Source organism: Haloarcula litorea (assembly GCF_029338195.1).
GTDB lineage: Archaea > Halobacteriota > Halobacteria > Halobacteriales > Haloarculaceae > Haloarcula > Haloarcula litorea.
The window spans coordinates 1,401,775-1,423,317 of record NZ_CP119779.1; the positions used below are offsets into that span (position 1 = coordinate 1,401,775).

General features: G+C 55.1%; 26 protein-coding genes, 1 tRNA gene and 1 pseudogene. 13 read left to right on the plus strand and 15 right to left on the minus strand.

Annotated elements, in window-relative coordinates; all coding sequences use genetic code 11:
• Positions 1 to 354: 354 nt before the first annotated feature.
• Both P0592_RS07410 and P0592_RS07415 read right to left on the minus strand, forming a co-directional pair.
• The gene (locus P0592_RS07410) at positions 355 to 1,182 is read right to left on the minus strand and encodes a class II glutamine amidotransferase (protein WP_276273642.1); all 828 of its coding nucleotides are present in this window, start codon (positions 1,180 to 1,182) and stop codon (positions 355 to 357) included.
• On the minus strand, positions 1,175 to 1,939 hold the full coding sequence (locus tag P0592_RS07415) for an amidoligase family protein (RefSeq protein ID WP_276273643.1): 765 nt from the start codon (positions 1,937 to 1,939) through the stop codon (positions 1,175 to 1,177). The genes P0592_RS07410 and P0592_RS07415 overlap by 8 nt, the downstream gene beginning before the upstream one ends.
• 99 nt (positions 1,940 to 2,038) lie before the next feature.
• Between P0592_RS07415 and P0592_RS07420 the strand changes: the two genes are divergently transcribed.
• Both P0592_RS07420 and P0592_RS07425 read left to right on the plus strand, forming a co-directional pair.
• A complete protein-coding gene (locus P0592_RS07420) occupies positions 2,039 to 2,485 on the plus strand; it encodes a hypothetical protein (protein WP_276273644.1) in 447 nt (148 codons plus the stop codon).
• 449 nt (positions 2,486 to 2,934) lie between these two features.
• Entirely contained in the window at positions 2,935 to 3,225 is a 291-nt protein-coding gene (locus tag P0592_RS07425; protein WP_276273645.1) for a winged helix-turn-helix transcriptional regulator, read from the plus strand.
• A gap of 48 nt (positions 3,226 to 3,273) precedes the next feature.
• On the opposite strand, the gene P0592_RS07430 is transcribed toward P0592_RS07425, so the two are convergent.
• Together P0592_RS07430 and P0592_RS07435 are read right to left on the minus strand one after the other, a co-directional pair.
• Positions 3,274 to 3,852 (minus strand): transglutaminase-like domain-containing protein, encoded by a 579-nt coding sequence (locus P0592_RS07430; RefSeq protein WP_276273646.1) that lies wholly within the window; start codon positions 3,850 to 3,852, stop codon positions 3,274 to 3,276.
• Positions 3,853 to 3,855: 3 nt separating this feature from the next.
• Positions 3,856 to 4,401: a hypothetical protein gene (locus P0592_RS07435; protein ID WP_276273647.1), complete on the minus strand. Its 546-nt coding sequence runs from the start codon at positions 4,399 to 4,401 to the stop codon at positions 3,856 to 3,858.
• A gap of 851 nt (positions 4,402 to 5,252) precedes the next feature.
• On the opposite strand from P0592_RS07435, the gene P0592_RS07440 reads away from it, so the two are divergent.
• The 7 genes from P0592_RS07440 (at position 5,253) to P0592_RS07470 (ending at position 10,020) form a co-directional block, all read left to right on the plus strand.
• Positions 5,253 to 6,470, plus strand: coding sequence for a Cdc6/Cdc18 family protein (locus P0592_RS07440; protein WP_276273648.1), 1,218 nt, complete (start codon positions 5,253 to 5,255; stop codon positions 6,468 to 6,470).
• 65 nt (positions 6,471 to 6,535) lie between these two features.
• On the plus strand, positions 6,536 to 6,784 hold the full coding sequence (locus P0592_RS07445) for a hypothetical protein (RefSeq protein ID WP_276273649.1): 249 nt from the start codon (positions 6,536 to 6,538) through the stop codon (positions 6,782 to 6,784).
• On the plus strand, positions 6,781 to 7,119 hold the full coding sequence (locus P0592_RS07450; protein ID WP_276273650.1) for a hypothetical protein: 339 nt from the start codon (positions 6,781 to 6,783) through the stop codon (positions 7,117 to 7,119). Before P0592_RS07445 ends, P0592_RS07450 begins: the two co-directional genes overlap by 4 nt.
• Positions 7,119 to 7,370 carry a hypothetical protein gene (locus P0592_RS07455; RefSeq protein WP_276273651.1) on the plus strand — a complete coding sequence of 84 codons (252 nt, stop codon included), beginning with the start codon at positions 7,119 to 7,121 and terminating at the stop codon, positions 7,368 to 7,370. Before P0592_RS07450 ends, P0592_RS07455 begins: the two co-directional genes overlap by 1 nt.
• Positions 7,371 to 7,413: 43 nt before the next feature.
• On the plus strand, positions 7,414 to 7,710 hold the full coding sequence (locus P0592_RS07460; protein ID WP_276273652.1) for a hypothetical protein: 297 nt from the start codon (positions 7,414 to 7,416) through the stop codon (positions 7,708 to 7,710).
• Positions 7,707 to 7,976, plus strand: coding sequence for a MarR family winged helix-turn-helix transcriptional regulator (locus P0592_RS07465; protein WP_276273653.1), 270 nt, complete (start codon positions 7,707 to 7,709; stop codon positions 7,974 to 7,976). The genes P0592_RS07460 and P0592_RS07465 overlap by 4 nt, the downstream gene beginning before the upstream one ends.
• A 58-nt stretch (positions 7,977 to 8,034) precedes the next feature.
• Complete coding sequence (locus P0592_RS07470; protein ID WP_276273654.1) at positions 8,035 to 10,020, plus strand: VirB4 family type IV secretion/conjugal transfer ATPase; 1,986 nt, start codon at positions 8,035 to 8,037, stop codon at positions 10,018 to 10,020.
• Between the two features lie 31 nt (positions 10,021 to 10,051).
• On the opposite strand, the gene P0592_RS07475 is transcribed toward P0592_RS07470, so the two are convergent.
• From P0592_RS07475 to P0592_RS07495, 5 genes are read right to left on the minus strand one after another with little or no spacing between them, the layout of a single operon-like run.
• On the minus strand, positions 10,052 to 10,597 hold the full coding sequence (locus P0592_RS07475; protein WP_276273655.1) for a hypothetical protein: 546 nt from the start codon (positions 10,595 to 10,597) through the stop codon (positions 10,052 to 10,054).
• Between the two features lie 26 nt (positions 10,598 to 10,623).
• On the minus strand, positions 10,624 to 11,742 hold the full coding sequence (locus P0592_RS07480) for an ATP-binding protein (protein ID WP_276273656.1): 1,119 nt from the start codon (positions 11,740 to 11,742) through the stop codon (positions 10,624 to 10,626).
• Complete coding sequence (locus P0592_RS07485) at positions 11,739 to 12,443, minus strand: hypothetical protein (protein ID WP_276273657.1); 705 nt, start codon at positions 12,441 to 12,443, stop codon at positions 11,739 to 11,741. The genes P0592_RS07480 and P0592_RS07485 overlap by 4 nt, the downstream gene beginning before the upstream one ends.
• Entirely contained in the window at positions 12,440 to 12,730 is a 291-nt protein-coding gene (locus P0592_RS07490) for a hypothetical protein (RefSeq protein ID WP_276273658.1), read from the minus strand. Before P0592_RS07490 ends, P0592_RS07485 begins: the two co-directional genes overlap by 4 nt.
• Complete coding sequence (locus P0592_RS07495; protein WP_276273659.1) at positions 12,727 to 13,086, minus strand: hypothetical protein; 360 nt, start codon at positions 13,084 to 13,086, stop codon at positions 12,727 to 12,729. Before P0592_RS07495 ends, P0592_RS07490 begins: the two co-directional genes overlap by 4 nt.
• Before the next feature lie 80 nt (positions 13,087 to 13,166).
• Here P0592_RS07495 and P0592_RS07500 point away from each other — a divergent pair, with 80 nt between their 5' ends.
• Positions 13,167 to 13,700 (plus strand): winged helix-turn-helix domain-containing protein, encoded by a 534-nt coding sequence (locus tag P0592_RS07500; RefSeq protein ID WP_276273660.1) that lies wholly within the window; start codon positions 13,167 to 13,169, stop codon positions 13,698 to 13,700.
• Here the strand turns inward: P0592_RS07500 and P0592_RS20155 are convergent.
• The 4 genes and pseudogenes from P0592_RS20155 to P0592_RS07525 form a co-directional block, all read right to left on the minus strand.
• Positions 13,701 to 14,483, minus strand: a pseudogene (locus P0592_RS20155) (DUF6610 family protein); the annotation flags it as partial.
• 489 nt (positions 14,484 to 14,972) lie between these two features.
• Positions 14,973 to 16,100 (minus strand): tyrosine-type recombinase/integrase, encoded by a 1,128-nt coding sequence (locus tag P0592_RS07515; RefSeq protein WP_276273663.1) that lies wholly within the window; start codon positions 16,098 to 16,100, stop codon positions 14,973 to 14,975.
• Between the two features lie 197 nt (positions 16,101 to 16,297).
• A tRNA-Thr gene (locus P0592_RS07520) sits at positions 16,298 to 16,369 on the minus strand.
• Between the two features lie 67 nt (positions 16,370 to 16,436).
• Complete coding sequence (locus tag P0592_RS07525) at positions 16,437 to 17,081, minus strand: DUF7114 family protein (RefSeq protein ID WP_276273664.1); 645 nt, start codon at positions 17,079 to 17,081, stop codon at positions 16,437 to 16,439.
• A gap of 60 nt (positions 17,082 to 17,141) precedes the next feature.
• Between P0592_RS07525 and P0592_RS07530 the strand changes: the two genes are divergently transcribed.
• The 3 genes from P0592_RS07530 to P0592_RS07540 all read left to right on the plus strand — a co-directional run bounded on the left by P0592_RS07530 (position 17,142) and on the right by P0592_RS07540 (position 20,687).
• Entirely contained in the window at positions 17,142 to 17,831 is a 690-nt protein-coding gene (locus P0592_RS07530; protein ID WP_276273665.1) for an enoyl-CoA hydratase/isomerase family protein, read from the plus strand.
• 43 nt (positions 17,832 to 17,874) lie between these two features.
• On the plus strand, positions 17,875 to 18,594 hold the full coding sequence (locus P0592_RS07535; protein WP_276273666.1) for a DUF3105 domain-containing protein: 720 nt from the start codon (positions 17,875 to 17,877) through the stop codon (positions 18,592 to 18,594).
• Positions 18,595 to 18,680: 86 nt separating this feature from the next.
• The gene (locus P0592_RS07540; RefSeq protein ID WP_419181119.1) at positions 18,681 to 20,687 is read left to right on the plus strand and encodes a DUF460 domain-containing protein; all 2,007 of its coding nucleotides are present in this window, start codon (positions 18,681 to 18,683) and stop codon (positions 20,685 to 20,687) included.
• Between the two features lie 147 nt (positions 20,688 to 20,834).
• Here the strand turns inward: P0592_RS07540 and P0592_RS07545 are convergent, their stop codons facing one another.
• Positions 20,835 to 21,023, minus strand: a complete 189-nt coding sequence (locus P0592_RS07545; protein ID WP_276273668.1) for a DUF7470 family protein — start codon at positions 21,021 to 21,023, stop codon at positions 20,835 to 20,837.
• Between the two features lie 52 nt (positions 21,024 to 21,075).
• The gene (locus P0592_RS07550) at positions 21,076 to 21,489 is read right to left on the minus strand and encodes an SCP2 sterol-binding domain-containing protein (protein WP_276273669.1); all 414 of its coding nucleotides are present in this window, start codon (positions 21,487 to 21,489) and stop codon (positions 21,076 to 21,078) included.
• Positions 21,490 to 21,543 lie beyond the last annotated feature (54 nt).

Consider the following 21,543-nt stretch of genomic DNA (forward strand, 5'->3'; position numbering starts at 1 on the left):
CGGAGATCTTGATTTGGCCAGTTTCAGTATAACCCGTTATCTATCGAGGCTCTGGATCTAGATCAGAGAAGACGGAACACACCCCGTGTTCTACACCCCTGTTCCAGACCTCAAACACCCCGTGTACCAGATGAAAACGATACACCCTAAAATACAGGTTTACACACCGTGTAGAACAGCAAAATCACATAGAACAGGGTTCGTCCAGACTCCGGTAAACCCGAGAAATAGAAAGTAGGTAACAACGTAGAACAGGGGATGAAAATATTCGCTGGAAAATGGAGCTGAAAGAGAAAAAGATGAGGCCTCAGGATAGACTCGATTTGAGGCCTCGAAATACCACAGTCAATCTGCTTACTCGAACAGTTCTTTCAATGGTTGGTTCTCTTCTTCTCTCCTTGTTTTCTCTTTCTTATATTTCTCGTAGTCACTCTCCTTGATGACGTTGGTTCTGCGTCCGTAGCCGTGACCGTATCCGTAGACTGAATCTGTTGATGACCGAGTGATGTTCTCCATCTCAAAGTCGGCTATTTCCTGTATCTCTCCATCTTTGAGGTGGTAAATCTGGTTCTCCTCTGGATACCTGATTTTCAGATTCTCTTCTCCAAAGGCCGTGTAGAGTCGTGATTCTCTTGTTGCTCCTACTAACTCGTTAGAGTCGGGTATTTCTGCGAATGTGAAGTCGCTGCCGTCTCTGAAGTAGTAGAGGTCGTCCTTGTAGTCGTAGAGGAAGACGGACACACTGCCGCTGGTTTTCTCAAGGGATTGCTTGACTGCTTTCACCGTATCGTGTCCCTTCCGTTTGTAGATGTCCCTGAGCATCTGGTAGCTATCTGCTCGTCCTTCCTCGTAGATTGAGGGAGTTGTAACCATACCGTTGTGAACAAGGATGTTGGAGTTATGCCGGAACGGGTGACTGTTCTTCTTAATCACTGCTCCCTCAGTAGCCATGCGAAGATGGAGGACCACAAAACGGCTATCGTTGAATCTCTTATAGACCTCACTCAAATACTCGTAGCTGAACCGCTCTTCTGACTTGTAGACCTCTCCCTCTTCATTGAAAACTCCGAATCCATCTGCGTTACTGGTTGAGGCCTCTTCTATCGCTGTGAGCAGGAAATTTAGGAAATTCTGATTTTGAACTGCTTTGTTCTTACCGTGGATAAAGAAGATTTCACACATCGTGATTCACCTTTTTGTCGACACTGCTTTCTATTGAGATGGTTTTCTCAGGCCTTGGACTGCCTACTGCGTCATTTTTGGTTAATTCTGTCCCGATTGAATCGCTGTAAAGGCCTTCTCTGAGATAGGCATTAATTGAAGTAGTGACTAAATCTACTGCTTCCATTACCTTACTGGGGGACTCCATAGCCGGAAAAAGCCGAAATTCTACTGTGTCATATTTGTGCTTCATATAATTGATTCTGCGGTACTTACCAGAGTGACTATCGAGTTGTTTGTCGATTGTGTAGTTATCCTTAATCGGCTTACAGTAGTGTCCGTAAGTCGCTGATCGGCTAAACGGGTGACTATCCCTGTTTTTCACTCTTTTGCGGAGTCTCGGACATTTACTCCAGAGGTCGCTGTCTCTTACTCGGTCAATAAAGTAGTCGTGGAATTTGAGAGATGTGAGCCGGTAGTAATGCTTGTCCTTGTTCATCGAAACGTGGATATGAAGCCCCATTGAGGCATTTATCTCTCTTATCTTGCCGTAGAGGGTTCTAACAGATGTCTCAAGATCTTCAATCTCTTCTGGATAATCCACTGGGTCGCTGACGTACTCTTTACTCTCTGCCTGTGGCTTTTCTGTAGTTATTGAACTGTCGTACTCTCTCCTGAATCGGGCAACCTCTTTTCTCCGGTTTTGAAGATTCTTGTCTATAGCACATTCAACTTCTATACCTACTTTGTCTATCCATAGGCCTGAAATCCATATCACCTATACCACGATTATGGCTTTACTTTTATAAAAATATCAACATAATCACCATACAGGTGGTTAACCTTGACCGACTACCAAGACTTCAAAGAACAAGACATGGACGAAGGCGACCTATTCAAAGCCATAGTCCACCGACAAGACAACGGAAAAATCCTCTTCTACATGGAAACAACCGAAGACATAGAGGAATTTTTCCAAACAGAAAACACAGGCCAATCCAGCCAATGGAAAAACGGAGACGACAGTTTCCACAACTTCTACAAAAGACAGTACGAGAGAAACGGGCCTTCAGAGATGGCCGAATACTTCACAGGAAAGAACGACAAATTCGGCGGAAGTTACGTAGAACAAGGACAAATCAACATAGGCCTTCTAAGAACCGTAGGAATAAGCGACGGAGTAGAGTTTGAGATTCCAGCGAACTACAGCGAAGAAACCCTCAAAGAATCCGTCGAGACTCTCAAAAACGTTGTAGAGGAGATTTATAAGAAGTTCATCAGGCCTGTAAACGTGAAGACAGTCATAACGGTGGAGGAGCTATAAAGCTCCTCTAACCATCTTTTCCAATAATCCAGCCTTCAGACCTTGAGACAGAGATTTTCTGAGCCATAGAACACTGGTGGCTCCAAATTTGTAGGGAGAACCCTGCCGCCTTCCAGATGCTCTAAACACCTGTCTCTGCTCTCTTCAGAATAGAAGCTGTGGGGAGAAGAACCCCCGCTTGTCGATTCATACGGCCTGGAGGTCGATGCGGCTGCAGCTCAGAGAGATATGCTATCTGAAGATGGAATCCGTGGAATCAATAAACTCTACCAGATCTCCGAGATCGCGGTTGCCCTCGATCATATTCTATCGACGACTCTGCTCGTCTTTTTCTTTTTATGTTTAGTTCTATGTAATAATATTCTGCTCGTTGGTGTTCTGACGCAGAAGCAGTATCGGCATTATGTTTATAAATATCACTTTTGTTAAACAACAGTAAGGTAGATAACATGGTCAAAGAACCCGAGATCGAAGAACTACTCAAAGACTTCCCGTTTAGCAACAAAAACCGCGACAGACAGCTCAAAGTCCTCAGCCAGTATATCATAGAATCACCAGGCCTCAATAAGAGCGAGCTGGCAGAACGACTCAACATAAACAGAGGAACCGTCACCAAAATCGAAGAAACTTGGGAGGACCTTCACCAAGAAGAGAAAGCAGCTCTTACAGATTACCTTCGGCAGAAATATCTCGAAGTCGCAAATCTGCCTGCTGACGCCGCCAGCTACCAAGAGGCCTAACTCAGAGATATTTTATTGACGTCTACCAAAACCTAGTAGAATCTCCACTCAACCCCTATGTACATCAAACAGCTCCACCCATTCCCAATCACCGTTACCGCCGAAGAACTCTACATACCCATCATGCTCTAAATCACTGAGATCACCTACATACTCAGAGAAAATCGGGTCAGCAATCAACCAAAAACCATCCCGACCAGCTTCCTTCTCCCACGCCACATCTCCAATACCCACACCCAACTCCCTACTATAAAACTCCGTCAAAACATCCGCAATCAAATCAGGATCAGAAACAGGACAGTACACCTCTGGCAACACATGAAGCTCACCGACCGGACTATCCACACGAATAAAACGTACCTCAAGGCCTCCCGCCAAATACATAGAAGCCAACAACACACTCTGGTCCTGACAATCACCCTTCAACTTGTGCATCATCTCACCAGGATCAAAAGGAGTCCTCCCAGTACGCTCATACGTAGAGGCCTCAGCCAGCAAATAATGCAGGCCACAAGCCTTCACAACGTACTCAGGGAAACGAGTCGGCTCAAAAAAATCCTTCAACGCAGAATCTACGAACCCAAACCGCTCCGGAGCAGCATATTTAAAAAACTCTTCACGCTGCATCCGTCACCGCTGATTCTTTTCCATCTCTTCCTGGAATCGGTCAACCATCTCATCCACTGACACGCTCGAACCGTCATCACGGCCCTCAGAACGCTCCTCTTGTCCCGGAGAACCATCATCCCGAGGCATATCAACATCCCTACCTCCCAAGATCATCGAGGCCTGATGCTCATCAATCACTCCACGCTGCTGCAACATTATAACCTGCTCAGGGCTTAAATCCGCAACCTCCAATCCCCGGCTATGCATTTTCTGAGCCATTCCATCATCCGAAGAACCCAGATCTATGTCATCAAGGCTCGGAGGGTCAGGAATCTCACGACCGCGCTCTCCCCGTCTATTCTCAACCTGAGTGGCATCAATACCTTCACGCTCCACACCCTCTTTCCGGTCTTCCTCACTGGCTTCAGAAGCCGCTCTCGCTAAGTCAGTGACAAACTTTCCCAGCGACGGAGACTCATCGCTGTCAAAGCCAGTATCATCCATTTCATCATACTGCTCAGCAACATCGTTGAAGAAATCCCCAAACGAGTCGTAGTCCTTACCCATGTGTTGTGAGCCTCTCGCTTACCACGATGTAACCAGTTCCAACACCAAAAGAATCAGGCACTCAGGCGGGATCACACAAGATCCAGCATCGCTGGTCAGAGCGCTCTACACAGTTGTCTACAGAATCGGTTCGAAACGGTAGGGCAAAAGGGCGGTTATAGGCCTTAACGGCCCGAAATATAGGAGCACGTTTCGATCAAAACAGAGAAAATTTCGAACCGCTCTTCGGCCACTAGAGGCGATGTACAGATTCGCTGTAGATCGCCAAGCGACCAGGACCTCGTTTATAAACACCCCTTGGAAATTTTTTGGAGGTGGGGCACCCTTTGGAACCCCTCTTGGGTTCCCTGATAAGGAGTTTCTCCGGAAACGGTGACGGAAAACGGTGGAGAGACAACTTATACTGTGGAAATATAGAAGTAAGTCTCAGAATTTTCTATTTGAGATTTCCGGAGGAACGAGATCTCGACTTTTTACGACTGACAGGTGATGAATCGAGGGTCAAAACTAGGATAAAGGAAGTGACTATGCTAAATTACCTACCGAGCGATTTTTTTAAAGACGTCATGCATCTGTGTGTGACGATTTCCGGAGAAACTAGGTATATAGAGAAACAGAATATAACAGTGTTATATGGTATATTTCATTTATTATATTTCTTAGATAGTCATTTCTTTATAAGGACGATAGTGAGATTCCAGTTCACTCGGAGTCAATCTATGCTTGATCGGAGCTTCTCCGGAAATGGTGTGACACAGGCAACTCTGTTGAAAGCAGTACTTCTGCGGAAATCAAAGAAATGCTTGAAGAAAAGGTATAAAAAGAATTGTTTGAATACTTAATTTATTCCTATGACAGGTGCGGAATCATCAACAATCTTCGGAAACTATTCAGAAAATCCCATATTCAACTCAGAAGTCCCACTCAGCTACGAACATATCCCAGACATAGACGATATTGTAGGGCGAGATGAAGAGATAAAAAAGCTGACCAACACTCTCCAGAGACTACCACAAGGAGAACACGCTGTCCCCTTTATGGTGACTGGCGATACGGGCTATGGCAAGACAACCGTCGTCAAATCAGTTCTTGACGAACTCGAGACTGAGATGACCAACGTAGGTCTCGACTTCGTGTACACATACATCGAGGACAGAGAAAACGAGCGAGAGGTACTCCGAAAACTCACCAAAGATCTCGATTTAGACTACAACGGTAGTGATCTCAGTATGTATTATCAAAGACTGCGGGAGGAAATCAAGGAGAGGGATCTCAACTATACCATAGTTCTGGACGATATAGATGCGCTCTTCAACAAAAACGGGCGAAAGGACCACGGTAACACTGTTCTCAAGAAGCTGTATGAGGCCCGGAAAGACGTTATGAACAACAGCGATGGCAGTCTCCTCATTATCGGTGTCACAAATAACGCGAATATCACTACCCAACTTGATCCAAAAAACAGGTCACGCTATGCTGATGACGCTATCCAGTTCTCTCCTTACAACGCCAACCAGCTAAGACAGATTCTTCGAGTCCGTGCTGAGAAGGCCTTCAAAAGCCATGCCCTGGAAGAAGGTGTTGTAGGCAAGATTGCTGCTCAAGTAGCTCAAGGGCAGGGTGACGCTCGGAAAGCTATCCGGATTCTCCGAAAGGCCGGGAAGATTGCTGAGAACAATGAGTTCGAAAAGGTCAGGAAGAAACACGTCGATGAGGCCAAAGTCCGAGTTGAAAGAGAGTCGGTACTGCAGACAGCTAAAAATCTGCCAAAGCAGAAGAAGATAATGCTGTATTCTATCCTCGAAGAGAAGCGAAAATCTCCGAAGTACAAGCACCTGTTCAGTAAGTATGAGAAAGTCTGTAGGAATGAGGATGTGAATCCTGTGGGTGAACGACAGCGCCGCAACATCATCGAAGATCTGGATATGTTGGGCCTGATTTCAACTGAGACGGTCACTGTGAAGGATGGTAGAGGGAACACTAATGCTGTAAATGTTGAAATCGAGGAAGAAGAAGTCAGAGAGGACTTTGTCGAGTACATGGATGAGGAGGTTTTCGGCTACGAATAGATCCAGGCGGTGCTCATTACTGAGAAAGATTTATAAATAAAATATCATAACTATTTGTTAAGACGATGACAGCAGCAGATCGACGTACAGTTCAGGTCACTCCACAACCTGAGATCAATTCCGTTCCAAAAGCGGTTCAAAACCATCGAGAACAGCAGCAGGAAGACGAAGAGGACGAAGACCTCGGAATAGTGAAACGGGCGAAGAACTCAGACTTTACAGCGATCAGTATGCAGGACCAGGCCTCTGGTACCGATTCTTCTGTTGAAGCTGAATCCTTGAAGAAGTACCTCGACGGTGAGCATCAGCAGTGAGTGACTTAGTTTGTAAGAAATGTGGGACCAAGGTCACCTACAACCAAGCTGAAGCACTCGATAATGCCAGAGATGAAGATGGGGATAATGTAGAACAAGATTGCAACCATAGATTCGAATATCCTGAGACAGAGCTACCGTATGATAGTGACAAATATTCAGTAGTTCGAAGCTCTCCCGTCAAACATACTCGCTTTGGCGAAATCGTGATGACTGGCACGAAAGAGAGAATGAAGGAAGAAGCCTGGGAGAAGGACAAAGTTTCTGATATGATGTATACTGACCACAAAATCGCTGATCTCGAAGAGATGGGATTCAAAGGTGAGAATCGGTAGTGGAGAAGGAGCGTTTGAAGGGCTTCATCATAGCGAAGCTCAACAACTCAGTATTCCACGATAAGGATAGATTCCTGGAGAAGACGAAGAAGCATCTTGAGCCTGTGCATCTGGAAGCTGATGTCGATGAGTGCTTTGAGGAGCTCATCGAGGAAGACTGGATTGAATACCACGAGGAAGGCAACAACGTAGAGCAGGTGCTTCCTGAGTCTGAGAAAAAGCAGAAAACACTACTGGACAGTACAGGGTGATGCCTGAATCGCTGATTACGTAGAGCCACGGTACAATCCAGAATTGAACGAAGGCCTTGGGGGGACAGTCGAGTTCGGAGAAGAAGACGAGGAATACCTGTTTCCTCGTGACCTGCCAGCCGACAAGGTCCGAAAGATCCTCGAGAATCAGGATGCAGATATCTACGGTTCTCAGTTTCCCGGCTTCCGAGTTGAAACCAGTCAGGGAGTCCGGTACGATGTGATCCACCTGGATGAAAGTGAGCCGGTGGATGCGATCGGGATTTACGACGTCGACGAGGGTGAAGTCCTGGAGTTTTACGAGATGGATGAGCTCGTTGAGGAGGTCGGTGCGGTATGAAGCCGTTTGATTCGAGCGTTGTGAAGGGTACGCCGGGGAGCATTCTGTCGGCAGCTGCTGATGAGGAAGAACAGACAGTTTCCGAGATAGCACTGCAGGTTGAGACACCGCAGTCCTACGTCGGGAAGATCCTCAGCGATCTTGAGGACGAAGGATTCGTTGAATCTCGAAGGTCGGAGGATGATGCTAGGAAACGTCTGTACTCTCTGACGCAGTTGGGGAGAGATTTTCTCGATGTATTGGAGAGGGCCTACGAGGAGGGCTGACTCGTTTCCTCCCTCTTTCCAATCTTCTATAAAAATATAGATTTTCCAAGTTGTTCTTGTGTCTCTTCACGACCGGTTGCTGCAGCAGGCGAAGGAAGCAGGTATCGACGATGACGAGGAAGTTCGGAAGTATTTGGAGATCATCGATAACTGTCCGAACGACAAGATCAAACAGCAATTTGCCAAGAAGCTCAGAGCGAAAATCAGGCAACACCGCAGTCATCCTTTCACCGACAACTACCGGACCTCACAACCTCGATCCTCGATTAATGTGGGACGGGGCTGGAATGGGGGTATAATCGACCTGCCGGTAGAGGATCTGACCAAGCACGCCTTAGTTAACGGCCAGTCCGGTTCCGGGAAGACCACTCTCTTCTACAATTTGATGTCTGAGCTCGACGACCTTGATATCCCGTTCTGGGCTTTCGACCTGAAGCAGGACTACCGCCATCTCGTCAAGTCGGACCAGATAGAGAACGTTCTGGTGCTACCTATGGAGAAGTTCCGGTTCAATCCGTTGAGGCCTCCTCCGGGCGTCAAGACCGGTGACTGGCTTTCACGGTTTATGGAAGTCTTCTGCGACAGCCAGGAGCTGCTCGGAGGTTCTGATCGATTCCTGGACGAGCATCTTCACCACTTCGAGAAAAAGTCCGATCAGCCAACCCTGCTAGAACTCAGGAACTACATCCAGAACCTGTCTGTCCATCCACAGAGGCAGGCCTTCCAGAACAGGATTAGAACAAGTATCGGGCGACTGCTTCGGGATGCACCTCACACCTTCAATGTCGAACAAGGCTACAAGCTGGAAGAACTGTTGAAGCGGAATGTTGTCTTCGAGTTTGAGGGCCTGAAGACGTGGACGAAGAACTTCCTGATGGAGATCCTGATCGCGTGGATCTACGAATACAGGAAAGCGCAGAATCATCGTGGCAGCGGTGTCCGGCACGTCACATTCCTTGACGAGGCGAAGACGATTATGTCGGTCTACAAAGAGCAGCAGGCAGCTTCTGGTCTACCAGAGATTGACCGGATGGTTGCGGAATTACGCGAGTTCCAAGAATCGTTGGTAGCGGCCGATCAAGAGGCGAAAAAGCTGACTGATTCGATCAAGGCGAACACGTACACGAAGATCTTGCTGGCTACCGGTGACGCGAAAGAGTTCAAATCGATAGCGGAGTCTCTGAAGATGGATGGCCTGCAGAAGAGATGGGCGAGAAAGTTGGCAGTAGGTGAAGCTGTGGTTCAGCGAGGGGAGCACGAACCTGTCCCGGTGTGTCTACCTGACTTCGACTTGGAGAAGGACGTTACTGACGATGAATTGGTTTCACAGATGAGTGAGGAGTGGCGTTCACTGTCTTTCAAACCGCTTGATTCCTCTACTTCCAAGAGTTTAGAACCTCCCGAAGAACCTGAGTCAAAACCTGATAGCGACTCTAATGCCGGCGAAGAAGCCGAACTGGATGTTTCTGAGCGAGCCGAGCGTTTGCTGCGGGATATCGTTGAGAATCCGTTCAAGTCTGTGACTGACCGGTATCAGAAGTTTTCGAGTCGGTATCAGGGTGACAAGGCGAAGACTGAGTTGCTGGAGAAAGAGTTGGTAGAGGAAGAATCTGCTAAGTTGAAGCAGGGAAGGGTGAAGCTGTTCGAGCTCACGGAGAGAGGAGAAGAGGTTGCGAAAGATCTGGATATTGAGGTTGAAAGAAGTGGCCGTGGAGGTGTGGTCCACCGGTACTGGCAGCACCAAATTTCCGATAAACTCGAAGAGAAAGGCCTCAACCCGGTTATCGAGAAAAGCCACGCAGATGTCTACGTCAACTTCGAAGGAGAAGGGATTGCCATCGAAGTGGCTATGGGACGAAATGAAAGGGAGATTAACCACATCTCAGATCGACTGGAGCAAGGATTCGACCGGGTAGTTACGCTGTGTCGGAACAAATCTGTCAAGGGCTTTCTCGAGGACAAACTGCAGGACGTCGACGTAAGCAGTGATCAAGTAGATGTTCTGCTTCTTCGGGAGTTCTTCGACGAAGACAAGCCGTTTTGACGTGTGTTCGGGTAAGTCGAGCGATCGGAAACTAAGGCCGAACAGTACATAGGTCCGAGATCTCGACCCAGTCGTAGTATCTTCGCTCGCCATCCGTTTTCTTCTCGATCAGGTTCTTCTCTTCGAGGCCTTCGATTCTTCCAGCTCTTCTGCAGTGGCTTGGATCAGCTGGCCTCCAGTACATTTCTGACTGCTTTTCGCTTTCTCTGAATCGGTAGTCCTGCTTTGCGTCGACACCGACTGCTTGGACCTCGGACTCGTTTTCGACGAGTGCCTCAAGAGTATACAGCTGCTCCTGATTGTTGGAAACTTTGAGAATCCTGTATGGGATCTCTCCGGCTCCGAGTAGGTTGGCCAGGAGGATGACGCGGTCAACGTGGCCTCCTTGTTGATCTCGATTGGTCTTACCGGGGCCTTTCAGTCTTCGTTGCTCGGTTTCGTCTATCGCCCTCTTCACATACCAGTGGAGGACCAGTGCGATAGACTGCTTAGTCGTCTCCTCCTCGTGGCCGTAGACGATCATGTCGTACAGGTCCTCAACGACTTCGGAGTTCAGCTTCAACTCTATCTCGTCCATCGTGATTCCGTAACAAGGCATACCGGTCACCTCGACTTCCCGTCGTTCCAGTGCTGTAGACTGGGTTCCGTGTCTTCCACTGCTTTCCGTAGGTGCTGATGAGTAACCGGCTGCAGCTGATCCTGTTCTATTGATTCGATGTGGGCAGTCTGCGCGGCCTCCTCGACCACTTTCTTCAAGTCGGCAGCGGAGAACTCCTCAGTCGACTCTGCCAACTGATCCAGGTCTATCCCGGATCCTGTTTCTCGGCCTCGAAGGTGGACCTCGAGAATCTCTTTCCGGGCTTCTTCATCCGGAGGAGGCACCTCGATTTTCTCGTCAAACCGGCCGCTGCGTCTGATAGCGCCATCAACACTGTTTAAGAGATTTGTCGACGCCATCACCAGGATATCTTCATCCTGTACGTCATGGATGCCCTGAAGCATCTCAGAGACAGCGTTCTGATAGGCCTGACTGTCATGCTCCAATGACTGCCTGTTTGAAGCGACAGAGTCGATTTCGTCGATGAAGATAACGCAGGGCTGAACCTGGCGTGCCTCCTTGAATAGGTCAGCTACGTTCTGCCCGCTTTGCCCGACGAATCTACTGATCAGGTCTGATCCCCGGATTTGTGCGTAGCGGTACCCGAGTTCTCCGGCCAGTGCCTCCGATAGGTAGGTCTTCCCGGTGCCTGGAGGGCCGTACAGCATAATGCCGTTGGTAGGGCTGACACCGAGGTCGTCCCGATACTTTGTTTCCTGGAACTGGTGGATCACCTTCTTTTTCAGTACCTGTTTGAGGTCATCCATTCCGCCGACGTCGTCCAGATCTTTGCTTGGCGGCTCCTCGAAAAACTGGGACTCACTCTTCTTTGACTGACCGAGCTTCTGTTGCTTCGAGCTCCGACCACCACCGCCGCCGTTGTTCCGACCATTAGCTCGGCCTTGCTTCATCTCTTTGTGAGCGACGTCATCCAACGAGTCGCTCATCTTCTCTACCTTCGCGGAGTCCCCGTTCTCCATCTCCTGGGAGACCTTCTGGATGTACTTCTTAGCCTTCAGCAGCTTCTTCACTCGCTCTTCGCTGCTGTCGGCTTGTTCAGCCTCCTCGACGGCCTCCTTGAACTGCTTGGTGTAGTGTGCTTCTTTGGAGGCTCCTTTGCTCATCGTTCATCACTGTGCATTCCCTCGATTTTTTCGAGCTCTTCCTCTATCGCCTGATCGATTTCCTCTTCGGTCTCCAGGCTTCGATCCAACAATTCGCCGCCTTCACTGTTTGCGGTGCCGTTGACCTCTTTTTCAATGTCGGATAGATCGAGGCTTGCCATTCCCGAGTCTGCCATTTCCATAGCTTCATTGATATCTTCCATATTCTCAGCAGACTCCCAGAGCTCGTCGCTGCCGTCTTCGATTGCGTCCTCGATTGCCGAGGCATCCAGTTCTCCAAGATCGATGTCCAGATCGGTGGCGATGCCGTCTCCGACGTTGTTCTGCAGATGCTGTAGCTGCAGCTTTTTCAGAACCAGTTTCTCGTTGCGGAGATGGTCGAGGATTTTCTCCTTCTTCGCCTTCGCCTCCTTGTGCTCTTTCGCCTCGACCATATACCCCTTCTTGTCAGACTGGTCGCCGGACTTTTCGGCCTTCCGAGCTTTGTCGACGGCCCGTTTCTTTTTTCGCTCGTGCCTGTCGACATCTCTCTCCAGTTCGGAGATGGCGTCTTCCCGTCCTTCGATATCTTCCTTCAGTTGTTGGAGATTGTGACCTGATTTCAGGACTTCTCCTTCGCTGTCCAGCTCTAGGCCTCCGACTTCTACTGGTTCGCTTGCCTGTTCTTCTTTACTGCTTTTCAGCCAGTTTCTGAGTTTCATTGTTCTGCTGGTTCAGACTGCTGGGTTTTGTTTTCGGAGTCGATGAAAAGGACGGTGAGCCCGGAGCCAAACGCTGTGACAACGACAACGAAGAGAACTGTGACAGCGTCTGCATTCCTTGGAATATTATGACTCACCACCAGTGAGAACAGGAATCCAGCCAGCAGCGTGCCGCCGACAAGGAACAGAATCCCTCTGTAGATATTCTCTGTTTCTATGCCTTTCAACCCGCTCATTGTGGCGGTTATGCCTGCGACGAGGCAGGCTGCGTATAGTGGTGTGTTCATTGTCCTGCTGCCTCCTGCTGTTCTGGTTTGATCAGGTAGTTCCCGGTAGCTGAGCCGAGGAGAGTGATGTAGAGAATGCCCCAAATCAGGTCACGGCTTGGAATATTCGGGACTGCCTGGAAGTAGAGGAAGATGGGAACGAACGGGGTTGCCCAGAGGATTACAAGGCCTTTGGCCCCCGCTTTCTCGGTTAGGAGAGTTGAGATAGGAATTATTATTCCACCCGCTATGAAGGCGGCTACACCGATTTTTGGTGTGATTGGCACTTCTCCTTGCATCATTGTCCTGATCACGTTTGCTGTCATGATCAGTGAGAACAGTATTGCGGCGAGGGCTGTTCCTTTTATTTCTCTCATAGTTCCTTGTTGCCTCCCACCTACGGTTTATGCTTCCCCAGATTTAATGCTTTTCCATAAACAAGGATTTTTCAGAATCTATGGAGGACAAGCAGTTACCCAAACGCCTTTTTAGGCAGTTCCTCATAGCATTAGAAACGATGGAGCCTGAGCGCTGGGATAAAAACGATTTCGAGGCTGTTTCCGCCCTGTTTCAAGGGTTGGCTCACGAGGTCCGCCTGGCTCTGCTGCTCGGGATTTACCAAGACAAGTCTCTGAATGAGATCGCAGAGTTCATCGATATTACGCGAGGTGCTATGCAAGATCATATTGAGAAACTGGTCGCGACAGATCTCTTGTACCGTCCTGAGGAGTCTGGGAAAACGTACGACTTGACCCCGTTCGGTGAGTTCTTCGTACAGTTCCTGTTGGAGAATGAGGAGACACTAGTTGACGCAATCGACCACTTGAAGATGGAGAAGGAGAAGGTACAGGAAGCGGTCGACGAGGTCCGTAGCCAAGTTGATGAAGCGGACGTTCCGGTATCAGAGAAAGACTGGGAGCGAAAGGTGCATTCGAAAAAATGGCAGCAGGCCTGGGACGGTATCGAGGAGATTCTCGAAGATGAACGGTAGTTAGACCTTGGTCAGGCCTTCGCGGTACTCGATGAACTCTTTCTGTGTCTCGCTCCGGAAGGCCATCTTCCCCTTGTCTTCGTATTCCGAGACGTAGGCCTTCTCCAGTTCTTCGAGCGTGACGATTGGGTCGCCGCCATCATCCATCCAGATCCAGTCATCTGGCTCTCGTACAGCTGGACCGTACAACTCTCGCGGTTCAGTCTCAGGCCACACATCCTTCTCCTGCAGATAATCTTTGATCTCCTGGTAAGACCGACGGGCAGTCTCTCGAGGAGTCATACCTGCATTGTCCTGCCAACCATCAGGAGTCCAGTACTCCCAGTGCGCCATCCTCAGCGGAAGGTTGCAGTCGTATCCAACGACATCGGCAGGAGGCCTTCCATCGATAGTGGGCTGAGTCAGTTTCTCTATAGCACTGTAGGCTTCAACAGGGTTACCGCCGAGAATATGCACGTCCCAGGCGCGGAACTTCGCAGGTCCGATCTCTTCTGCTTGTATCGGACTCTTCCCGTTCGCGTATCCGAGAGTGGTGGTCTCGGGATCAAGGATGTCGAAGGCCTCCTCTGATTTTGGAGCGACAATAAATCTACGGCGAGGGTAGTCTTCGAGAAGATCGTCGATGACCTCTTGGTATTCTTTAGCCTGTTCTGCGTTGTAGGCGTCTCCGATTACTGCGACCTGCGGCTCTCGATTATAGAACTCTTCGAGAAATCTGTCCAGGTCAGGGTCTTCGTAGTCGTTGTCGAGGAAGCCTTGAGGAAGATCGACGTTCGTGTGCTCCGCCGTGAGCTGGTAAGTGCTGTCCTCACGGTTCCCTACAAGAAACCCGGCCTCGAACGCATCGACGACAAATGGATATCTGCCGGTGGTGCAGCAATACTGTAGCTGCTGTGCTTCTTGGAGATCTTCAACGTCGACCTGTCTAACCCGCTATCCACCCTGCCGATAAATCTCATCTCGATTTACAGAATTATAAGATAACCGCCGGAGGGGAGAGGCTCCACGTTTGTTCTTCGCGGACCTCTCCAATCTTCTCGACTGCTTGGAGAAGCTGATTGTCCAGGTCATCTAATGCAATTTTGACGACCGTCTCTAATTCGTCGGATTCAGCTTTCTGTGATGCTCGTTTCAAGTGTTCCACAGCCGCCGCCATTTCCTCTAAAGCCTCTCCATCATTTCCTATATCCCTAAATTATGTACTGTCCTAAAAAGCGATTTCTCTGGTTATGGCTGTTTACTGAATAAGGAACGAGAAGGATATGGGTGGATTTAGTCGATACTGTTGACTGCGTCTTGCTGTCTACCAGTAGAGCTGTGTTCGTACTTTTGAGTTGTCTGCTTCGACTTGTGCCGTACTTGCTCAGCAGCCACAGCAAGGCCTTCCTCATCAGCAACGAAGGTAGCTGTGGAGTGACGGATGCTATACGGAGTCAGATCACGGTTCTCCAAGTCAAGACCTGCCTCCTTCGCTATCTTCCTGAATACGTCGCGTCGGAAGCTGTCCTTGTTGTACCTGTTTCCATACTGGGTCAGCCAGAGGGCGTCCCGACCGTCGTACTTCTCTCGGCTGTTTCTTTCTTCGATCCATTTCCTCACGATTGACGCAGTCTCGGACTTGAGAGCCACTACCCAGTTCTCACGGCTCTTGCTGGAATCCTCTTCCGGGATCCGTAGTACGCCGTTGTCTCGATCGAACCATTGTACGTTAGCCCGCTCGACCTCACATGGACGTAGGCCTGCGTCCAAGGCCACGTAGATCATAGATGGATACTTGAAGGAGTTCGCTTGGAGGAAGTCCTTCTTACCGACTTCGTCCTTTGGCTTCTGTAGGCGTTGGGAGAGCAGGGTTTTCCAGCGGTCACGTTCCTCCGGCGACAGGCTGTTGTAGTGTGGGACAGCTCCGTATTCCATCGCCGCTTCCCGCATTTTCCGCCGGTCTTCCTTTGACAGGTATTCGCGGGGCTGGTAGGTGGTGGAGGGATCGCTGTACTCTATCTCGGGATCCCATTCGATGTCCCGACCTTTCTCTTCACGCTGGAATTTGAAGAGGGTCTTCACTGATTTCTGATAGTGGCACTTTGTGGATTCTTTGTAGTCTTGGCGGGCGAGCCACTGCATCCAGTCGTCCGCGTGGTCGGTTTTGATGTCCTGGATGTAGCGCTGGTTTTCGTCCCAGACCCATCGGTAGAATAGGTCGAGTTTGTTCATCCGGTTTTTCGCGGTTGATGGACTGTATCCCTCAGCTTTGGACGGGTTTTTCCCGAGATGTACCATCCATTCCGCGAGTTCTTTTCTGTGCTCTTTGTATGCGATCCGTTGACGAGGATTCAGGTAGTCCTCGGCTTCTTCGGAGACAAGGACGATGTCCTTGTACTTATTGTCGTCATCGTACGGCAAGAGTCGTCACCTCCTGCCTAGCTTCTAGTGCTAGACTCTTATAACGTTCAATTTCGTTTACATTTGAGCCTGACAGTTCTGCTGAATCGCAAGACGTCGTAGGGGTGCGCGTAGTACACCCGAGGTCGCGTCCTTGAGTACCGTACATTGGTTGATCACGGTAGAGACGCTGAAACCCTTGAAAACGGGAGGAAGAAAGCCTAGGCCGGGATTTGAACCCGGGCTCTCGTCCTTACCAAGGACGCGCTTTACCGCTAAGCTACCCAGGCACGCACTACACCGTTCCCGGCATTTGTCTTTAGGCGTTTCGATTCGGGGGCGGCGTGGCGGCCCTTGTCAGTGGTCGGCGGTCGCCTCGGTGCCGTCCCGGCCCCGGTCGGGGTGGACGCGGCTCGCGACGCCCTCGGAGACCGTCTCGTCGAGGAGTCGCTCGGTCGCCGGGAGGTGGCCGTCGGCCAGCGCCAGCCCGTACTCCCGAAGGGGGTCGGTGGGAGCGACGCCGGCGGCGGTGACGCCGGCGACGACGGCGAGTTCGCAGATGTCGCCCTCCAGTTCGCCCTCGTCGTCGGCCGGCCAGGCGGCCGTCTGGTCGCGGCCGAAGTTCCGGACGACCCGGACCGCCGGCTCGGCGGCCTCGGTGCGGGCCAGCAGGTAGAACCCTCGGGAGACGAGGATGTCGGCGATGAGGATGTCGAGGTCGGCGGCGTCCCGGTCGCCGGTGGTCCAGGGGTCGTCGTGGGCCAGCTGGCGGGTGAGCCGCAGCCCCTCGTAGATGAGCTGGACGCCGGCGGCCCGCTCGGTGTCGCCGTCGGCCGGCGTGGTCGGCGGGTCCCCGGCCGCGGCGGCGCTGACGAGCGTGAGTACGCCGGGGGCCATCGAGGCGTCGTCGAGGCGCGCCGCGATGCGCTCTCGCAGGCGGTCCGGCTCGATGTCGTCGACTGCCGCCAGCGCCGCGCGACGGACGGCCGCCACTTCCTCCATTACCCGCGTCTAGCGGAGCGGGAGGCAAAGACCTTTGGAAACGCCGGGGGCACACCGACCATGATCCGGACGACGGCGGCCGGCGACGTCCGCGTGGTGACGCTCGCCCGCCCGGAGCGGCGCAACGCCTTGGACCGGGACGCCCTGCGAGACCTCGCGGCCAGCGTCGCCGCCGCGACCGAACCGGTGCTGTACCTCCGCGGCGAGGGGGCGGCGTTCTGTGCCGGCGCGGACCTCTCGGTCGTCCGGGACCTCGACGCGGCGGCGGCCGCCGAGTTCGCCGCGCTGGGCCAGCGGGTCGCCGCGACGATCGAGGCCTACGACGGCGCGGTGGTCGCCGGCATCGACGGCCCGGCACGCGGCGGCGGCGTCGAGCTGGCCCTGGCCTGTGACCTGCGGGTGGCCACCCCCGAGGCGACGCTGGCCGAACCCGGCGTGGCGCTGGGCCTGTTCGGTGCCTGGGGCGGGACCCACCGACTGCCCCGCGTCGTCGGCGAGAGCGCGGCGCTGGACCTCGCGCTCTCCGGCCGGGTCGTCGACGCCGACGAGGCCCGTCGGCTGGGACTGGTCTCCCGCGTGGTCGCGGACCCGCGCGCCGCGGCCGACGACCTGGCCGCCGTCGACCACCGTGCCCTCCGGCGGCTGAAACGGCTCTTCCGGGACCGACGGGCCGACCGGGCGGCCCGCCGGCGCGCCGAGGCTCGCGAGCGGGCGGCGTTCGCCGACCTCGCGCCAGCGGCGGACCCCTGAGAGTCCGTGGGTTGAAATCACCCCACCCCCATAGGACGGTACGATGGTGGACTGCGACTACTGCGGCGCGTCGTTCGACGGCGAGGACGCCTACCTCGACCACCTCGCGGCCGACCACGAGGGGGAACTGGGGGCGATCGACCGCCGACGGGTCGAGAACCGGACGGCCGACGAGGGCGGCGACGGCATCGCGCTGGGGCCGGTCGTCATCGGCGTCGTGGTCGCCCTCGGCCTCGGCCTGACGGCCTTCGTCGTCCTCGGCGGTGGTGGGGATGGCCCGTCGGTCGACGGCATCGAGGGCGCGCCGCTGAACGAGTCCGGCGACGCCGACCGGCTCTCGGCCGTCGAGCGGTTCCCGAGCCAGGGGACCGACCACGTCGCCGCCGGTACGGAGATCGACTACGCCCGCGTCCCGCCGCTGTCGGGCACCCACTACGGCGGCACCGTCGACGCTGGGTTCTACGAGACGACGCCGGCGCTTGGCGACCTCGTCCACACGCTCGAACACGGCGCGGTCGTCGTCTACTACGACCCCGCGGCGACCACCGACGCGGCCAACGAGAGCCTGCGGGAGTTCGCCGCCGCCAACACCGGCACCTGGCGCAGCGTCGTCGTCGCCCCCAACCCCAACGCGGACCCGGCGGCCGACTACGTCCTGACGGCGTGGCGACACCGGCTGTATATGGACGGCTACGACGCCCGCACGGTCCACGCCTTCCTCTCCGAGTTCCTCGGCCGCGGCCCGGAGAACCCCGTGCGGTAGCCGTCTCGCCCCGCCGGTCCGGGCGCTCTCGCCGCCGGCGATCCCGCAGTGACCCGGAGACCACGACTGCTAGCCGGGACGGATTTATGTCGCTCACTCCCCTACAGGGAGGCGTGAACCGCACGGCAGCGCTCGACGCCGTCGTCTTCGGGGTGGACGTCCAGAGCGGGGACGTGCGCGGGGACGCGCCCTCCTACGCGCTGGTGGTGTTCGACGGCGACGAGATAGAGCGGGACGTGGTGTCGCGACGGAAGCTCCGCCGGCGCATCGACGACGAGGCACCGGCCATCGTCGCCACGGACAACATGTACGAGCTGGCCGCCGACAAGGACCAGCTCGTCCACTTCCTCGGACAGCTCCCGGACGAGACGAAGCTCGTGCAGGTGACCGGCGACGAGCGGCCGGAACCCCTCTCGCGGGTCGCCAAGCGCCACGGCGTCCCCTACGGGAAGGACCCGATGGAGGAGGCCGAGGCCGCCGCCCGGCTGGCCGCGGCCAACGTCGGCCAGGAGGTGTCGGCCTTCACCGACACGACGGAGGTGAAAGTCTCGCGGGGCCGCTCGACCGGCAAGGGCGGCTGGTCCGAGGACCGCTACACCCGGCGCATCCACGGCGCGGTCAAGAAGCGGGCCCGCGAGGTCGAGTCCGAGCTCGACGCCGCGAACCTGGAGTACGAGCGCGAGGTCACGGAGAAGTACGGCGGCTTCTCGAACGCCGTCTTCGAGGTCCAGGCCCGGCCACAGGACATCCCGGTCTCGGCCAACCGCTCGGGGGACACCCGCGTCGAGATGGAGCGAGTGCGGCGGGACGGCATCGAGTTCCGCCCGCTGGCGAAACGGCGGGACCACGTCGTCGTCGGCGTCGACCCCGGGACGACCACCGCCGTCGCCACCGTCGGCCTCGACGGCGAGGTGCTGGACGTGGTCTCCTCGCGGACCAACGACACCGCCGCCGTCATCGAGTGGATCATCGAGCGCGGCCGGCCCGTCGTCGTCGCCGCCGACGTGACCCCGATGCCCAACACCGTCGAGAAGCTCCGGCGGTCGTTCGACGCCGCCGGCTGGGAGCCCGAGCGGGACCTGCCGGTCGACGAGAAGAAACACCGGACCCGGGACCACCAGTACGACAACGACCACGAGCGGGACGCGATGGCGGCGGCGCTGTACGCCTTCGACGCCCACGAGGACCAGTTCGAGCGGGTCGCCGGGAAGGTGCCGCCACAGCACGAGGTCGGCCCGGTCGTCGCCCGCGTCGTCGCCGGCGAGGAGTCCGTCGAGTCGGTCCTCCGGGACGTCGAGGGCGACGAGGGCGGCGACGACGAGGAGTCGACCCACCAGGCCCGCGAGCTCTCCGACGAGGAGCGGGAGATCAAGCGGCTGGAGGCCCGGGTCGACCGGCTGGAGTCCCACGTCGAGGACCTCAACGACACCATCCAGCGCAAGGACGACCAGCTCCAGGAGAAAGAGAAGCAACTGGAGAAGGCCCGCCAGGAGGGCCGCCGCGAGGTCCGGAAGGACCGCGAAGTCACGCGGCTGGAGCGGCGCAACGACGCCCTCGAACGGCAGGTCGAGGAGGAGCGGGAGAAACGGGAGGAACTGGCCGAGAAGCTCGACCGGCTGAAGTCCCTCTGGAAGCTCGACCACTCGAACTTCGCCGACGTGGCCGAGTCGAAGTCGGGGCTGGTCCCGGTGAAGGTCGTCGAGCAGTTCACCCGCGACGCCATCGAGACCGCCGACGAGGCGTTCGGGCTGGCCGAGGACGACGTGATCCTCCTGCGGGACGGCTCCGGTGCGGGCCGGTCGACGGCCGAACGGCTCGCCGAGGTGGGCCCGCGGGTCGTCCTCCGGAACGGCGGCGGGCTCTCGGAGGCCGCCGACGAGGTGCTGTTCGAGAACGACGTCCCGGTCGCCCCGGCAGAGCTGGTCACCGTCCAGGAGGTGGACGAACTCGCCGTCGCCCGCGAGTCGGAGGTCGAGGCGGCGATCGACGACTGGGAGCGCCGGGCCGAGGAACGCGAGAAGGAACAGCACGAGGAGCTGGTCGACCAGATCATCAGCGAGCACCGCGCCGACCGGACGACGGGCGAGAACTGACCGGCGACGCCGCGCCCGACACGCCCGTTCCCGGCCGGCGCGCGGTCGCCGTCGGGCCGAGGACCGGTTCCACGACTATCGGCGGGAATCGAGAGCGCACGGTCGGACGGCGGCGACCGAGAGCGACGGCGCGGCCCGCGTCCGCGCCTAGGGCATCCCGCCCATCCCGAACGCGCTCAGCAGGCTCGTCAGCATCCCGTAGGCGACCAGCCCCACGCCCGAGAGGACGAGCGCGAGGCCGGCGGCGACGATCGGGGCCTGCCACGCGACCAGTCCGATGCCGGCGGCGACGACCACGAGGCCGGCGACGCCGACCGTACCGAGTTTGTCCAGCATACCCGTGTTCGCCCGGCGACGGGGGAAAAGCGCGTCGGTCCGTCGAACGGGATCAGTACGCGAACGCGGTGTCGACGCCGCGGGCGGCGTCGACCATCTCGCCGATGGCCTCCTGGCGGCGAAGCAGCGTCATCGTGTTCCCGGTCACGTCGAAGGTCCCGTCCATCACCGCCTCGGAGGCGTCCAGGCCGCCGCCCAGCATCGCGCGCCAGGCCTCGTACTCGCCGCGGAGGGCGAACTCGTAGTCGGCGTCGCCGTCGACGACGCTCGTCTCGGTACAGGCACCGTCGTCGACGACGACCCGGAAGCGGAGGGGGTCGCCGTCGTACGTCCCGTCGGCCTGGATCTCGAAGAGGAAGGTGGCCTCGAAGCCGGCGGCGGCGGTGGCGAACCCCTCGCGGTCGTTGATGCGGTCGCGCCACGCCCGGGCCCAGTCCTCGGCGTCGTCGGGCAGCGTGTGGGTCATCAGCGGCCGTTGTGCGGGCCGGACCTTGGGCCTTGCCAAATTCAGCCGCCCGGG

Bases quoted from the DNA above. Each gene is read 5' to 3' on its own strand.
- P0592_RS07535 (WP_276273666.1), top strand. From the start codon at position 17,875: ATGGTGGACTGCGACTACTGCGGCGCGTCGTTCGACGGCGAGGACGCC.
- P0592_RS07420 (WP_276273644.1), top strand. From the start codon at position 2,039: ATGGACGAAGGCGACCTATTCAAAGCCATAGTCCACCGACAAGACAAC.
- P0592_RS07485 (WP_276273657.1), bottom strand. From the start codon at position 12,443: ATGAAACTCAGAAACTGGCTGAAAAGCAGTAAAGAAGAACAGGCAAGC.
- P0592_RS07490 (WP_276273658.1), bottom strand. From the start codon at position 12,730: ATGAACACACCACTATACGCAGCCTGCCTCGTCGCAGGCATAACCGCC.
- P0592_RS07445 (WP_276273649.1), top strand. From the start codon at position 6,536: ATGACAGCAGCAGATCGACGTACAGTTCAGGTCACTCCACAACCTGAG.
- P0592_RS07425 (WP_276273645.1), top strand. From the start codon at position 2,935: ATGGTCAAAGAACCCGAGATCGAAGAACTACTCAAAGACTTCCCGTTT.
- P0592_RS07465 (WP_276273653.1), top strand. From the start codon at position 7,707: ATGAAGCCGTTTGATTCGAGCGTTGTGAAGGGTACGCCGGGGAGCATT.
- P0592_RS07550 (WP_276273669.1), bottom strand. From the start codon at position 21,489: ATGACCCACACGCTGCCCGACGACGCCGAGGACTGGGCCCGGGCGTGG.
- P0592_RS07525 (WP_276273664.1), bottom strand. From the start codon at position 17,081: ATGGAGGAAGTGGCGGCCGTCCGTCGCGCGGCGCTGGCGGCAGTCGAC.
- P0592_RS07480 (WP_276273656.1), bottom strand. From the start codon at position 11,742: ATGAGCAAAGGAGCCTCCAAAGAAGCACACTACACCAAGCAGTTCAAG.
- P0592_RS07475 (WP_276273655.1), bottom strand. From the start codon at position 10,597: ATGGACGAGATAGAGTTGAAGCTGAACTCCGAAGTCGTTGAGGACCTG.
- P0592_RS07545 (WP_276273668.1), bottom strand. From the start codon at position 21,023: ATGCTGGACAAACTCGGTACGGTCGGCGTCGCCGGCCTCGTGGTCGTC.
- P0592_RS07430 (WP_276273646.1), bottom strand. From the start codon at position 3,852: ATGCAGCGTGAAGAGTTTTTTAAATATGCTGCTCCGGAGCGGTTTGGG.
- P0592_RS07410 (WP_276273642.1), bottom strand. From the start codon at position 1,182: ATGTGTGAAATCTTCTTTATCCACGGTAAGAACAAAGCAGTTCAAAAT.
- P0592_RS07540 (WP_419181119.1), top strand. From the start codon at position 18,681: ATGTCGCTCACTCCCCTACAGGGAGGCGTGAACCGCACGGCAGCGCTC.
- P0592_RS07500 (WP_276273660.1), top strand. From the start codon at position 13,167: ATGGAGGACAAGCAGTTACCCAAACGCCTTTTTAGGCAGTTCCTCATA.
- P0592_RS07495 (WP_276273659.1), bottom strand. From the start codon at position 13,086: ATGAGAGAAATAAAAGGAACAGCCCTCGCCGCAATACTGTTCTCACTG.
- P0592_RS07440 (WP_276273648.1), top strand. From the start codon at position 5,253: ATGACAGGTGCGGAATCATCAACAATCTTCGGAAACTATTCAGAAAAT.
- P0592_RS07530 (WP_276273665.1), top strand. From the start codon at position 17,142: ATGATCCGGACGACGGCGGCCGGCGACGTCCGCGTGGTGACGCTCGCC.
- P0592_RS07435 (WP_276273647.1), bottom strand. From the start codon at position 4,401: ATGGGTAAGGACTACGACTCGTTTGGGGATTTCTTCAACGATGTTGCT.